Here is a 13,592-nt window from a genome sequence, read left to right on the forward strand (position 1 = left end):
GTGGCGAATCCCGTCCACGGTCGAATCAATGGGAAGATCTCCCGGAGGATGGAATTGTTTAAAGTCTGGTTTCGACTCTCGATTGCAGGTGCTTTGCTGGGCTCGGCCTGTCTGGCCTCGGCGGCTCAGCTGAATAACGACGCTCGTGGTGCCATTCCCCGCGATGTGCAGCAGCTGGTTGTGATCGATTACAAGGCTATGCAGAATTCGCAGGCTGCCATGCAGTTGCGGGATCGCATCATGCCGCCCGAGTTGCGTCAGTTCGATGAGGCGCTGCGCAAGTCTGGCCTGAATGACAATCACGATGTGGATTCGCTGGCCTTTGCTCTCTTCCGCCCGGCGGGTAGCTCCAGCACTGACAATCTGGAGACGGTCGGCATTGCCCAGGGTCAGTTCTCCTATGAGGACATCATCGCCAACTTCCACAAGCAGAAGCTGCGTGCCACACTGCTGCGCACCAACAAGATCTATCCGATGAGCAAGGCCGGTATGGTGTTGTGCTTCATCGATCCTTCGACGTTGGTCTTCGGCAGCAAGGAGTCGGTAACGGCGGCGCTGGATGCCCGCGATGGCGTACACCAGAGCCTGCTCACCAATAACTCGATGATGGACGCCATGAAGTCGGTGGACAGCGAGCCGTTGTGGAGCATTCTGGACTCCAAGGGTACGCAGGTGGTGCTCAAGCAGTTGATGGGCGAGGCCGGCGCGGTGACCGATTACGATTCCGTGCGCAAGCGCATGGAGGCCTGCTGGTATTCGATGAACTTCAAGCACGGTGTCAAGTTTGAGCTGACGCTTGAAACGGGCGACACGATTGCTGCTGCTACCGTCAGTTCGCTGCTTTCCGCTGCCGTGCTGGTACGCAAGATGAGCGGCTCGGATGAAGAAAAGGCTGCCCTGAGCAATACCACCATCAAGTCCAACGCGGGCAATCTTCTGATCCATTTTGCCGCCGATGATACGCAGTTCGACAATCTGTTGCAGTCTTCGCTCTTCAAGAGCGTCGTGCGGTAAGCAAAACAGCTTTCAGCCCTCGGCTGTCAGCTCATTGTGCAGATTCAGGCTGTATCGGCTTTTACTTGGCCGGTACAGCCTTTTTCTTGCGGCAAAAAGACGGCTTTCAGCCCTCAGCTGTCAGCAATGAGCTCTCAGCTGTGAGCTCATCCTGCGAACCGAAGCTGCATGGACGTTTGTACACTGCAGCGAGTGCCCGCGCCGTAGGCGCAGCGCAGGTTAACCCCACGTTTCAACGTGGGGTACGCGGTGGCAGCCACGAACGGAGTCCCGTAGGACGGCGCAAAACCCCAATCCAAAATCCAGGCGATGCCACTGGCTTCCGTGGCCACCAAAAAGTAGAATCTGCAAATGCCAACGGGCGAGGGAATCAATCCCTCGCCCGTCGTGTGTTGCGTAGAAGTGGTAGTTAGAAGTTGAATGCCGCCTGGATGAAGATGCGGCGGGCGGCCGAGTTGGAGGGCGAGGCGAACATGCCGCCCGCCAGAGCGGTGGATTTGCCGAAGCGGCTGCCCGGGCCATAGTTTCCGGTGGAGCTGTTGAGCGTGGGAACAATGCTGCCCGAGGGCGTTCCGTAGTCGATGTCGTTGAACAGGTTCATGGCTGCCACGCTGAAGGTGAGGGCATATTTGTGGCCGGTGTTATTTGTGCCGCCGCCGGGGCCGCCGCGTCCACCGCCGCCTCCATGTCCACCACCGGGGCCGCCGCCGGGGCCGCTCATGTAAGAGCCCTGCTTCTGGTTCTTCTGGTCATTGCCGCTGCTTGCCTGTCCGGTCTTCGCTCCGAGGCCGATGGAGCGGTTGATGCGCAGATTTACGGCAACTGCTGCGGGGCCGTTGGCCAGATTGATGGGAATCAGGCTCTCGTTTTGGCCGGGCTGCACATCCAGGCAGCCGTAGCCGGTTTGCACATAGCGTGAGCTGCCCTGCGAGCAGTCGGAAGACGTAGCGTAGGCAGGACGGTCGTTATAGAAGTTGTCGCCCGTCAGATCGGTATTGGTAACGATGTTGTAAGGATGCCCCGCCTGCGCCACCAGAAAGGGATTGAAGCTGACCCCCCACGGTCCGGTATAGCTGCTCATCAGATAGAGCATGTTACGACGTACGAAGGCGGCGCGACCGTAGTCCTGGCTCAGGTCGTAGGAGTTGGAGGCGGTTGTAGAGTCGGTGTTGGCATGGCCAAAAACATAGAAGCCCATCAAGTTGAAGCGCGGCGAGATGTGGGCATTTGCGTTGACGATCAACTGGCTCTGCTTGAAGACGGCTTCAGGGTAGATTTCGTCCACTAGGCCTTCGCTCGCATTCAGACGGCTGCCAGTCGAGCTGTTGTAGTAGTCGGTGCCGGAAATTGCCGTGTACGGATTGGCATTGATGGTGGCCGACTGGTGTAGGCCGAAGCTATGAATGTAGGTCCCAGTCAGCGTGGTGGTCTTGGTCAACTGCCGTTCAATGCTCACACTGTACTGCTCGTTATAGGGTGAGCGGTAGTTGGACTCAAGCGCATAGATTTGCGAGGAGACCGCACTGCCCGAACCGCAACTGGAGAGCGTGATGCTGCTCAGACTGGTGGCGTTGAAGCACTGCGGGCTGGTGATGACCTGTGTCTTCTGACTGTTGGCGCCACCGTTATCGCGTTCCAGATTCATCAGGTTGGATACGCCGAAGCGGTCATAGAAGAAGCCGAAGCCACCGCGCAGTACGGTCTTGCTCTGTGCGCCCTTTTTGTGGCCGTCGAGGGCATAGGCAAAGGCAAAGCGCGGCGCAATATCCAGATGATCGTTGATGTGGTTCTGCATCTCCAGGCGCAGACCGCCGGAGAGCGTCAGAAAGCGATTGGTCTTCCAGTCGTCCTGCACGAAAACGGCGGAGTCAAAGGTGTTGCCCTCGAACTTCTGATTACCGGTCGCATAGGTCAGAGATGTTGCGGAGGGCGTTCCATTCAGCGTTGCCACATAGGAGGCCAGTGAACTGAAGCTGAAGCTTCCGTTATAGTTTGCATCGGAGTCGTTGGCGTCCCGATTGTCGCGCAGCCAGAAACCTGTCTTGATGGCGTGCGTGCCCGCCGTCATGGTGGTGGTGTTCTGCAACTCCATGTGATCGGAGTGGTCAGTGGAGTACTGACTGGAGGATCCACCTCCGCTGAAGTATCCTGAGACGCCCACCGTTGGCGCAGTGCTGACCGGCGTTTGGGATGAAATCGAACGGCGGAACTGCCCGCGGAACTCCGTGGCCATGCGGTCGTTGATCAGGATCGAGTCACTGAACTGGAAGGAATACTCCGAGGAACTGGAATCATAGGCCGCGCTGGGCAGGGTGGTTGAGCCTGTGCCGCCGTTGGTCGAATTGCTGCGCTCAAACTGGAAGCGCATCGTCAGCGTGTTCTTCTGGCCAAGTTGCAGATCCAGCCGGGGCGAAACCTCAATGCGGCTCGACGGATTGAAGAGGCCGCCCGATACCGGAACCACGGAATAAACACTATCGCTCAGCACGGGCAGATAAGCAGAATAGATGCTGGCATCCTGTGTGTTGCGGCCTTCCACCGTCAAAAAGTACGAGGCCGTTTTACCAAGGGAACCGCTGACGTTGGCGTTGTACTGAATGGCGTGATAGGCCGGAATCAACTTGCTGAAAGGATTGCCGGTGTTGAAGGCATCGTCGTTGCCCTGAATGAAGCCGCGGGCATGGAACTTGTCGGTGCCGGGTTTGGTCAGAATCTCAATACGGCCATAGCCGATGTGATCGTACTCGGCGGAAAAGGGATTCTGATTGATGCGGATCTCGCGAATGGCCGACTTGGGCGGCAGCGTGCCACCGGTAAAACCGTCAATGTAGATCTGGCCACCGTTTGGACCGGCAGCGGGGCCGGCGAGCGCGGTCAGTTCGTTCTGCAATTCGTCCGGATCATCCGACAAGGCGTCCAGATCCTTGTCCTTGAGCACGACGGCGTTGGCATTGGAATCAGCTTCGACGCTGACGTGCGGTCCTTCGTCGTCGCTGACCACCACATTCTGCTGGTCGGCAAAGACCGCCATCGAAATATCGACGTGCTTGCGCTGGCCGGCGGTCAACTGAAGGGTGGGCGAGGTGAACGGCGCAAAGCCGTCCATGCTGGCCTCAACAATGTAGCTGCCCGCAGGTAGATTGCTGACGTTGTACACGCCCGCGGCATCCGACTTGGTGGTTGTAATCGCCACGCCCAGTGCATTCGCGATGGTCACCTTGGCCCCCGGAATCAAAGCGCCCGAGGGATCGGCAATATGACCCCGTATGGTGACTCCGGTCGGTGCGGTCGGTGCGGTCGGTGCGGTCGGTGTAGCTGGTGTGGATAGCGTGGATGGTGCGGAGGGCGCGGTTTGCGCCGCGCCACTCAGGGTGAGGAACAGGAACAAGGCAGATAAAAGGCCGGCTGCCCAGGCACGGCCATGTGTGCGGAGCGAGTTCAGCCCAATGGATAGTAAGTACACAACTCCCCCTCGATTCTCTCTTGGCAATCTTTGGTTGAATCAGGTTTCCAACAAAAAGCAGGCGGCCTTACTGGCCGCCGCTCATATCACTGCCGCCGCCCATGCTCCAGTTCGACAGCAGGTTGCTGGCTGCGGGTGCTTCCAGCAGCGCTTCTACGCCCGCCATCAGCGAAACCGCCGTCAGATCGGAAGTGCCCTGCGTAGCCACCAGCATGACGGCTTCGCCCTTCTTCAGATCAGAGAGCTGAATGGCCGGTGCGCGGCTCAACATCATCTGCGGATCAGGAGCGCCACCGCCGAATCCGCCTCGCGGATCGCCAGCGCCCGCAGCCGGTGCCGGTGCAGCGCCCTGCGTAGGTGGTGCGCCAGCGGGCTTTGCGCCGCCCTTCAGGAGGGCCGCCAAACGGCTGGCCATCGTATCGGGCAATTTGTGCAGTTGCGATTCGGCGCTGAACTTGATGGTGGCAGGCTTCTTGGTGGCAAGATCCTTAACCGTCAGCGTTCCTGCCGCTGCATCCACGGAAAGCACCGTGCCAGCAATGTTGCGGAAGCTGCCGGAAACCGTTTCCTCGGCCGTCAACTGCAAACCGTCGGCGGACTTGCTGCCACGGGCGCGAATCTGATCGCCGGGCTGGATGGCGGTGATGGGGGCAGCCTGGGCCAGATCAAAACGGACCGAGGCCGGCGCGTAACGCTTGAGCACGGAGCTCTTGTTCGTCTCGACCGTGATGGTTTTGGCGCTCTGGCCGCTACCACTGGTAATCACGATGGTGCCCGCCGCAGGATCGACGCTCTTCACCAGACCACCCACGCCGCGGCGCTGCCAGTCTTCCCGGTCGGCCTGCTGCTTTTTGGCCAAGTCCGCCTGCTTGATGGCGATGATCTGCAGGGCAACCGACGAGCCCTCGGGAGCTTTCGTGTCCAACCGGACCAACACGCGGTCGCCGATGGCCAGGGCCGGGAAATCAATGACCTCAGCCTTGCTCAGGTCCTTTTCGCCGGGTGCAATCTGCTTGAGAACAGCGGTTGCAGGAACATCCACCGGCTGGCTCTCACCGGCATCGGTCTTGACCGTGAGCGAGCTGCCATTGATCGCGGTTACGGTTCCCAGAAATCTGGATGCAGCGGGAGTCTGCGCCATGAGCGGCGCAATCAGCAGGGTGGCCAGAGCCAGCATCCATGCGGAAAGCCGAAGTTGTTTCGTCCAGTTCATTTTTGCGTTCTCCATGCGATGCGTCCACATACTCGGGAAAAGCTTCTCACTCGGGTAGACGAACGATATTCGCAAAAGGTTGAAAGTTTTTCTCTTTGAAAGTAGAGGGAGAGATTTGGCCCAAAGTTGTCCAGTGAAACAGCTTATCGCATTTCATTGTGGTCTAGGCAAGCGTTTTCCAAAAATGCGAAGCTGCCCGAGGGCGTGGGAACCACGTTGCTCAGGCGGCGGTTGTGCACCACAATCGAATCGCGGTACCAGAGATTGAGCGCCGGAAGCTCGTGGGCCAGAATCTGCTGGACCTCCACATAATCTGCTTTACGCTTTTGCTGATCCAGATTTTGGGCTGCATCGCTTAGCAGCGCGTCCAGCCGCGGATTCACATAATGGCCGCGATTGGCCCCTTTGGGCGGGAAACTGGCGCTAGAGTAAGCAAAGTTGAAGATGTCGGGCTGCTCGTTGCCGCCGATCCAGCGCAGGGAATAAAGCTGGAAGGCTCCGCGCGTCACATCGGAATAGAAGGTGGCGAACTCGTAGCTGCGCAGGTCGAGCGCAATGCCTACCTGAGCCAGTTGCTGTTGCAGAACGGCGGCCAGCAGGCGGGTGGCTTCATCGGTACTGGTCTTCATCACCAGATGAAAACGCACGCCGTCCTTGCCGCGCGGGTGGCCAGCCGCATCCAGCAGCTTCCCAGCCAGGGCGGGATTGTAGTCGTGGTGCTCCACTGCGCCGGTCCAGGCCCAGTGCGCGGGCGGCAGCAGGCTTTCGGCGGTCTGCCCGCGACCAAGCAACAGGGTGCGCACAATCAGCTCGCGATCCATGGCGCAGGCAATCGCCTGCCGGACGCGCACGTCGGAGAGTAGTGGATCGCGCAGATTGAAGGCCAGGTACTGGATCTGCGTGCCGGGCGTATCTTCCATCGCCAGATTGGGCCGCTTGGCCAGCTCCGGCAGCGCGTCCATGGGCAGGGAATTGACTGCCACGTCGCCCGAACCTTTTTCCAGCTCCAGCGTTGCGGTAATGGCGTCGGGAACCACGGCAAAACGCACCCGCTCGATCTGCGGCACCAGCTTCCAACTCGCCGTGTTGCGCTCCACCACGACGTCCTGATCAATCTGCTGGCTCACAAAGCGGAAGGTTCCAGTGCCGACGGGATGCTTCCAGAAATCTTTGCCGCTGCCCTCGGGCACAATGCCCAAAGCCCCGGTGGACAGGTTGGTGAACAGATAATTGTCGGGGTGCTTGAGGTGAAAAACGACGGTAAGCGGATCGCGCGCTTCGACGGAATCAACCGAGGCGTAGGAGGCGGTGCGCGGCGAAACCACCGTGCCGTTGCGCATGGAGTCGAGCGTCCAGGCTACGTCGCGGGCGGTTAGCTGCTTGCCGTTGTGGAAGCGCACACCCTCACGCAGATGGAAGACGACGGTGAGCGGGTCGGGCTGCTCCCAGCGTGTGGCCAGCGCGGGCACAAAGTGAAAGCTGCGGTCACGCGCTACCAGACCGTCAAAGAGCAGTTCGTCGATGTGCTGCGACTGCGCGTCGGTGCCGATGCGCGGATCAAGATTGGCCGGACTGCTTTCAATGAGGAAGACAACCGTGCGTGGATCGCGCCGGCTAGCATGGCAGCCCGAAAAAAACAGGGTCGCGCCAAACAGGGTTGCGCAGAGCATGGCCGCAGAAAGCAACGCGAAGAGCCCTGGGCGAGAGAAAAAAGAGCGCGCATTAAACATAAGCCACCTGTCCCAGCAGCACGGGCCGCGCCGCGCCAGTAGCCGAAGGCACATTGCCGGGCCGGTGCTGCCACGTTTGCCAGGCCAGCAGCGCGAAGGCTGCGGCTTCCTTGGCTTCGGCAGGCAGGCCAAAGTGCTCACTGGTGTCGAGCGAGCAGTGGAGCGGAGCCAGCCTTGCTTCCAGCATCTGCATCAAGGTGCGATTGCGTGCGCCACCGCCGGAAACAATGTAGTCCACAGGACGGCCTTTCATGCGGGGATGCGCGTAGGTTTCATAGGCGCTGGCAATGGTTTCGGCAGTCAGAGCGCAGGCCGTGGCCAACGCGTCTTCCGGCTTGCGGCTCAGCTTGCGGCAGGCGCTCAGGAAGCGGGCGGAAAACTCGCGGCCAAACTGTTCGCGGCCCGTGGTGCGGGGTGGCTTCTGGCGGAAGTAGGTGTTACGCAACTCCGCGCGGAGCACGGGCTGCAGCACGTTGCCCAGCGCGGCACATTGGCCATGCGGGTCGTATGGTTTTTGATAAAGCTCACTCGCCAGCCAGTCCATCACCATGTTGCCGGGGCCGGAATCGAAGGCCAGAACCTGATCGGCTTTGGCGGCAGGTGGAAGCGCGGTAAAGTTGGCAATGCCGCCAATGTTCTGCAGCACGCGGCCCCGGCGCGCATCGGCAAAAAGCACAAAGTCGAGCAGCGGAACCAGCGGTGCGCCCTGGCCTCCGGCAGCCATGTCGGCGGGACGAAAATTTGCCACGACGGGCGTTTGCAAAGCCTGCGCCAGTACCGCCGGTTCGCCCAACTGCCAGGTGCAGGCAAAACGCTTGCCCGCGTAGATGGAGGGCGCGGCCTGATGGTAGAGCGTCTGCCCGTGGCAGCCCACCAGATCGAGCTTCAACTTGTGTTTGGCGCTGGTTTTGCGCACGGCTTCGGCATATTCAAGCGCCAGCCGCCAGTTCAGCCGCGCCAGTTCCGCCGTCGTTGTGCTCTCCGCATTCATCGCGGCCAGCACGGCCAGGCGCAAGGCCTTCGGATAGCGAAAACCTTCGTGGGCCAGCAGCTCCAGCGTGGGGCGCTTGTCCGCATCCGCAATGCGGCAGATTGCCACGTCCACACCATCGGCCGAGGTACCGCTCATTACGCCCGCGACCACGAGTTCGTTCTTCTTTTTGGCACTGCTCATGCGGCGGAGTCCTCCGCAGGCTGCAGCGCTTCGATCTTTGCGGCGAAGGCGCGAATGCGTGCGGCCAGCGCTTCAGGCTGCTGGGCATTTTTGCTCTTGCTTTTGGGAATGATTTTGGAACGCAGCCGTTGTGTGTGTGTGGCGCGTGCCAGCAACAGTGTGCGGAAGGCCCGCGAACGTTCGCCCTCATGCAGCAGCGCTTCAAAGGCGCGCAGAATCAGCTCCGGGCTGTGGCAGATTTCAATCAGATCCATGCCTGCGCGGATGCTCTCGACGGCGGCTTCTTCCATGCTCATGGCGTTGAGAATGCCGCCCATCTCCAGATCATCACTGAAGACCAGCCCCTTGTAGCCGATCCTCTTGCGCAGCACTGACTCGATCCAGTAGCGGCTGACGCTGGTCGGAGTGCTTTTGCCTCCGGTCAGCGGATAGGCCGCGTGGCTGATCATGACCATCGGCAGAACGTTGCGCAAGCTGCGATAGGGGGCAAGATCCTGCTGCCAGAGGGTGCGGAAGCTGCGCTCGATGGAGGGCGTGGCCAGATGCGAATCGAGCGTGCCGCCGCCCAGTCCGGGAAAGTGCTTGCCGCAGCCCACTACGCCTGCTGCGGTGAGCGCGGCAACAAAAGCGCCCGTGTATTCCGCCACTTCTTCCGGCGTTTCGCCTGCGGTGCGCGAACCCATCACCTGGGCTGAAACGTTCAGGCCAAGATCGAGCACCGGAGCTAGCGTGGTGTTAAAGCCGAAGGACCGCACCGCGCGGGCGACCAGCGTCCCGTGCTCGGTGGCCAGATTGGGTTTGTTCTTTTTGCGCATGGCCCGCGCCACGGCCTGCGCCGAGGGCATGGGAGCCAGAGCATCGCGCAGGCGGTCCACCGAACCACCCTCCAGATCCACGCAGCGCAGCGCGGCGGGTGCGGCCAGCGTAGTGGCAGCGTCGAGCAGGGCACGGCACTGTAGCGCATTTTCAATGTTGCGGCGGAAGAGAATGATTCCCGCAGGCCGCACCACGCTGAGCCATGCGCGCTCCAGACCTGTGAGTTCCGCACCGTTCAGGCCCACCACCATCAGACTGCCAACTGCCTGCCGCAACTCCATTGCTCTACTCGATTCTCCGCCTCTAAGCGCGGCCGTCCTTGAGTTCCTGCTTCAACTCTTCCAGCAAATTCAGCGCTTGCAGCGGCGTGAGCTGATTCACGTCGGTTTCCGCCAACCGGTCCACAATGCGCTGCGAAAGCGGCGTGAAGATAGTCATTTGCAACGGCTCCGGCTCGGTTTCCACCTGCACGCTCTTCTGCTCCTGCTTCTCATGCTGGCGCAGCACGCGGCGGGCGCGGTCAATCACCGCCGCAGGCAGGCCCGCCAGCCGCGCCACTTCAATGCCGTAGCTCTTGCTGGCCGCGCCTTCTTCAATCGTATGCAGAAAGACGATTCCGCCCGCGCCTTCCTTCACGCCCACCCGCAGATTGCGCACGCCTGTCAGCTTTTCGGCCAGCATGGTCAGCTCGTGATAATGGGTGGCAAAGAGGGTGCGTGCGCCGGTTTCGGCGTGCAGGTACTCAACCGTAGCCCAGGCCAGCGAAAGGCCGTCAAACGTAGCTGTGCCGCGTCCCATCTCGTCCAGCAGAATCAGCGAACGGCGTGTGGCTGTATTCAGAATCGTCGCCGTTTCGGTCATTTCCACCATGAAGGTGGAGCGGCCACGGGCCACGTTGTCGCTGGCGCCAATGCGCGTATAGATGCGGTCCACCAGCCCGTAGCGCAGGCTGTCGGCGGGCACAAAACAGCCCATCTGGGCCATCAGAATCAGCATGGCGGCCTGACGCAGATAGGTGCTTTTGCCGCCCATGTTGGGGCCGGTAATCAGCAGCAGGCTGGGGCCATCCTCGCCCGCATTCAAATACAGATCGTTGGCAATGAAGCGGCCCTCGCGCGTCTCCTCCATCCACTGCTCAATCACGGGATGGCGTGCCGCAACGACTTCCAGCACGTTTTCTTCCACTAGCTGGGGCCGCACGTAGCGGCGCAGCGCGGCCAGATGCGCAAAGCTGGCCAGAACGTCGGCCTCGGCCACAATCGACGAACTGCGGCGAATGCGGCTGGCAGCGGAGAGAACGAAAGAGCGCAGCTCGGCGAAGAGGCGCTTTTCAATCTCGATGGAGCGGTCGTGCGCGGTCAGAATCTTGCGCTCGTACTCCTTGAGTTCAGGCGTCGTGAATCGCTCGGCATTCACCAGCGTCTGTTTGCGCTCGTAGTCGTCGGGCACCGCGGCCAGATTGCTCTTGGTCACCTCGATGTAGTAGCCGAAGACGGTGTTGTAGCGAACCTTCAGTGAGCCGATTCCGGTGCGCTGCCGTTCCCGCTCTTCGATGGCGGCAATCGACTGGCGGCCACTCGAACTGATGCTGCGCAGTTCGTCCAATTCACTATCAATGCCCTCGGCAATCGCTCCGCCATCGGCCAGCGTCAGTGGCGGCTCGGGCACCAGCGTGGTTGCAATGCGGACCGTGATTTCGTCGAGTGGGTCGAGCTTTTCCGTCAGCTCCCGCCAGAGCGGAGCCTGCATGGCGTAGAGCGCCGTACGCAGCCCGGGCAGATGGGCAAGGCTGGCGGCCAGCGAGCGCAGATCGCGCGGGCCGGCGGAATCCAGCGAGATGCGGGCCAGCAAGCGCTCCAGGTCCAAAATTCCAGAAAAAGCGCGGCGCAATTCCTCGCGGTGCATCAGGTTGCCGTGGGCCTCGCCGACGGCCTCATAGCGGGCTTCAATCACCACCGCATCCATCAACGGGCGCAGAATCGTCGCCCGCAGCATGCGTTTGCCCATCGGCGTCTGGCAGGCATCGAGGGTGCGGAAGAGCGTCACTCGATCATCGCTGCCTTGAAAGAGCGGTTCCACCAGCTCCAGATTGCGCACCGAAACCTGATCGAGTTCAAGCGCGCCAGAGTGCTCCTGAAACTTGAGCGAATCCACGTGCAGCGCCTCGTTCTTCTGCGTGGTGCGCACGTAATGCAGCACCACTCCGGCGGCAATCGCGGCGGCCTCGTGGCGATCCAGACCAAAGCCTTCGAGCGAGTGCACGCCCATCTGCCGTTCCACCAGGGGCACGGCAAAGTCGCGGGTCCAAACCCAGTCGTCAATGCGTGTGCAGGCTGAAATCTGCGCAAAACCCGTGGGTGGCGTGGCGGCGGCGCGGATCAGCACCTCGCTGGGACTGGCCAGCAGGATTTCTTCCATCGCCTGCTGCTGGGCATGAATGCCGCTGTACTCGGCGGTGCGAAACTCGCCGGTGGAAAGATCGAGCAGGGCAATGGCGCAGAGCTTGCCGTTCTGCAGTTCCAGATGCGCGGCCAAAAAATTGTTCTGGTCGCTGCCGAGGCCAGCATCGATCGCCGTGCCGGGCGTGAGCACCCGCGTAACCTCGCGCCGCACAATCTTTTTGGTCAGCTTGGGGTCTTCCATCTGGTCGCAGATGGAAATGCGGTAGCCCTTGCGCAGCAGGCGCGTCAGGTAGCCATCGACGGCATGGTAGGGCACGCCGCACATGGGCTGCGAACGTTCGCGGTCGCGCGCCGTCAGCGTCAGTTGCAGTTCGCGGCTCACCACTACGGCGTCGTCGTAGAAAAGCTCGTAGAAGTCGCCCATGCGAAAGAAGAGCAGCGCGTCGGGGTTTTCCCGCTTGGCCGCCACCCACTGGCGCAGAAAGGGCGTCAGCGCGGCTGGATTTTGTTCAAGCGCGTCCAGCTGAGCGCTTCCGCTCAGGCTCTGGACGGGTTCCGTCGTCGGGGGGATCAGGTCGTTTTCCGGGGCTTCTTCGCGAATCATTCTGACTTCAAGATTAACGCTTGAACGCTCCTCGTGCAGGCTTCTCTGTGGATTGCCCGGAAGGAAGCAAGGTATTGCCGCCGTAAGGGTTGGCAATCGGCACACGGAGAGGGAGGGGATAGCGATTCAGGGTGAAACGCGTTACCCTTATAAGGTTCTGGAGTTCATCGCGTCACTTTGAGAGCTTTCCCTATCCCTATCGTAGAAGCTGTCGTAAGACGTCCCAGAAGAGTTCCGGACTGGTTTTTCGCTGGGAACAGCTTTAAGGAAAGAAGCAACATCTCTGATTAGGTGATTTGGATCACAGTATACTGTCTTTTTCACCTAGTAAGGTAAGGAACGGTATGTACCTCCTCTGGCTACGAGTTGCGGCGGTCCTTTATGCGGCTGCCGGTATTACCGTCTTCCCCGCGGTCCTCTACGGCATGGAACGTTGGCGCAAAAGCTGCGTCCATCTGGGCGGAATGGCGTTCTTTTTCCATTTTGTCTCGGTGGTGGAGATGCTGGTGCAGTCCCATCACTGGATGCCGGCTGGCATGCGGGATCTGGAGTCGCTGCTCGGTTTCATCATCGCCGGACTCTTCTTTCTGGTCTGGTGGTTTTATGACGCCATTTCATTGGGTGTTTTCGCCTTTCCTGCCACCTTTTTCATTGTTTTTGTGCCCTCTCTGGGGCCGGATCGCTATACCTTTCCCTCGCCGGGCGTGCGTACCAGCTGGTTGATCGCGCACATTATCGCGCTCCTGCTGGCCTATGCCGCGCTGAGCTTCAGCTTGCTGACGTCGTTGCTCTATCTGGTGCAGGAAAAACGCATCAAAACGAAGATTCTGCCCGGCAAAAGTGGTTCGCTGCTGGAGTGGCTGCCCCCACTCGACACACTCGAACGCGTGGCTCTGGCGACGCTGGAGTTTGGCTTTCCCTGCATGACGATTGGTCTTCTGATTGGTTCCGTACTGGCACAGGAAATGCCGCTCGGGGCCGCCTATTTCCTCGATCCGAGGGTGATTGCCTCATTTCTCAGTTGGTTGGTGTACCTTCTTCTCTTGTGTGTTCGTCACAGCGCCGGGCTCAGGGGCCGCCGCGCGGCCTATCTCTCCGGGGTCGTCCTGGTGGGGATGATGGTCGTCTGGGCCGCGAATTTGATTGGCCATGTGCACAGGTTCGGTCCCCAATGAC

The 13,592-nt window shown here is 60.5% G+C and carries 8 protein-coding genes; 2 read left to right on the forward strand and 6 right to left on the reverse strand.

What is annotated here, in order from left to right:
- Positions 1-48: 48 nt before the first annotated feature.
- A complete protein-coding gene (locus ACOBR2_RS09390) occupies positions 49-1,014 on the forward strand; it encodes a hypothetical protein (RefSeq protein WP_420239758.1) in 966 nt (321 codons plus the stop codon).
- 409 nt (positions 1,015-1,423) lie between these two features.
- Here ACOBR2_RS09390 and ACOBR2_RS09395 read toward each other — a convergent pair whose 3' ends face one another.
- The 6 genes from ACOBR2_RS09395 to mutS form a co-directional block, all read right to left on the reverse strand.
- Positions 1,424-4,477 (reverse strand): carboxypeptidase regulatory-like domain-containing protein, encoded by a 3,054-nt coding sequence (locus ACOBR2_RS09395; protein ID WP_420239759.1) that lies wholly within the window; start codon positions 4,475-4,477, stop codon positions 1,424-1,426.
- Positions 4,478-4,544: 67 nt separating this feature from the next.
- Complete coding sequence (locus ACOBR2_RS09400) at positions 4,545-5,690, reverse strand: DUF5666 domain-containing protein (RefSeq protein ID WP_420239760.1); 1,146 nt, start codon at positions 5,688-5,690, stop codon at positions 4,545-4,547.
- Between the two features lie 143 nt (positions 5,691-5,833).
- A complete protein-coding gene (locus ACOBR2_RS09405; RefSeq protein WP_420239761.1) occupies positions 5,834-7,360 on the reverse strand; it encodes an ABC transporter substrate-binding protein in 1,527 nt (508 codons plus the stop codon).
- Between the two features lie 52 nt (positions 7,361-7,412).
- Positions 7,413-8,594, reverse strand: coding sequence for an anhydro-N-acetylmuramic acid kinase (locus ACOBR2_RS09410; RefSeq protein ID WP_420239762.1), 1,182 nt, complete (start codon positions 8,592-8,594; stop codon positions 7,413-7,415).
- Complete coding sequence (gene nagZ / locus ACOBR2_RS09415; protein ID WP_420239763.1) at positions 8,591-9,691, reverse strand: beta-N-acetylhexosaminidase; 1,101 nt, start codon at positions 9,689-9,691, stop codon at positions 8,591-8,593. Before nagZ ends, ACOBR2_RS09410 begins: the two co-directional genes overlap by 4 nt.
- A 22-nt stretch (positions 9,692-9,713) precedes the next feature.
- The gene (gene mutS / locus ACOBR2_RS09420; protein WP_420239764.1) at positions 9,714-12,416 is read right to left on the reverse strand and encodes a DNA mismatch repair protein MutS; all 2,703 of its coding nucleotides are present in this window, start codon (positions 12,414-12,416) and stop codon (positions 9,714-9,716) included.
- 344 nt (positions 12,417-12,760) lie between these two features.
- Here mutS and ccsA point away from each other — a divergent pair, with 344 nt between their 5' ends.
- Positions 12,761-13,591, forward strand: a complete 831-nt coding sequence (gene ccsA, locus ACOBR2_RS09425; protein ID WP_420239765.1) for a cytochrome c biogenesis protein CcsA — start codon at positions 12,761-12,763, stop codon at positions 13,589-13,591.
- The last annotated feature ends 1 nt before the right edge of the window (position 13,592 follow it).

Origin of the sequence: Telmatobacter bradus, assembly GCF_048629425.1 — a bacterium.
Classification (GTDB): domain Bacteria; phylum Acidobacteriota; class Terriglobia; order Terriglobales; family Acidobacteriaceae; genus Telmatobacter; species Telmatobacter bradus.

Bases quoted from the DNA above. Each gene is read 5' to 3' on its own strand.
- ACOBR2_RS09405 (WP_420239761.1), bottom strand. From the start codon at position 7,360: ATGCTCTGCGCAACCCTGTTTGGCGCGACCCTGTTTTTTTCGGGCTGC.
- ccsA (WP_420239765.1), top strand. From the start codon at position 12,761: ATGTACCTCCTCTGGCTACGAGTTGCGGCGGTCCTTTATGCGGCTGCC.
- nagZ (WP_420239763.1), bottom strand. From the start codon at position 9,691: ATGGAGTTGCGGCAGGCAGTTGGCAGTCTGATGGTGGTGGGCCTGAAC.
- ACOBR2_RS09410 (WP_420239762.1), bottom strand. From the start codon at position 8,594: ATGAGCAGTGCCAAAAAGAAGAACGAACTCGTGGTCGCGGGCGTAATG.
- ACOBR2_RS09390 (WP_420239758.1), top strand. From the start codon at position 49: ATGGAATTGTTTAAAGTCTGGTTTCGACTCTCGATTGCAGGTGCTTTG.
- mutS (WP_420239764.1), bottom strand. From the start codon at position 12,416: ATGATTCGCGAAGAAGCCCCGGAAAACGACCTGATCCCCCCGACGACG.
- ACOBR2_RS09400 (WP_420239760.1), bottom strand. From the start codon at position 5,690: ATGAACTGGACGAAACAACTTCGGCTTTCCGCATGGATGCTGGCTCTG.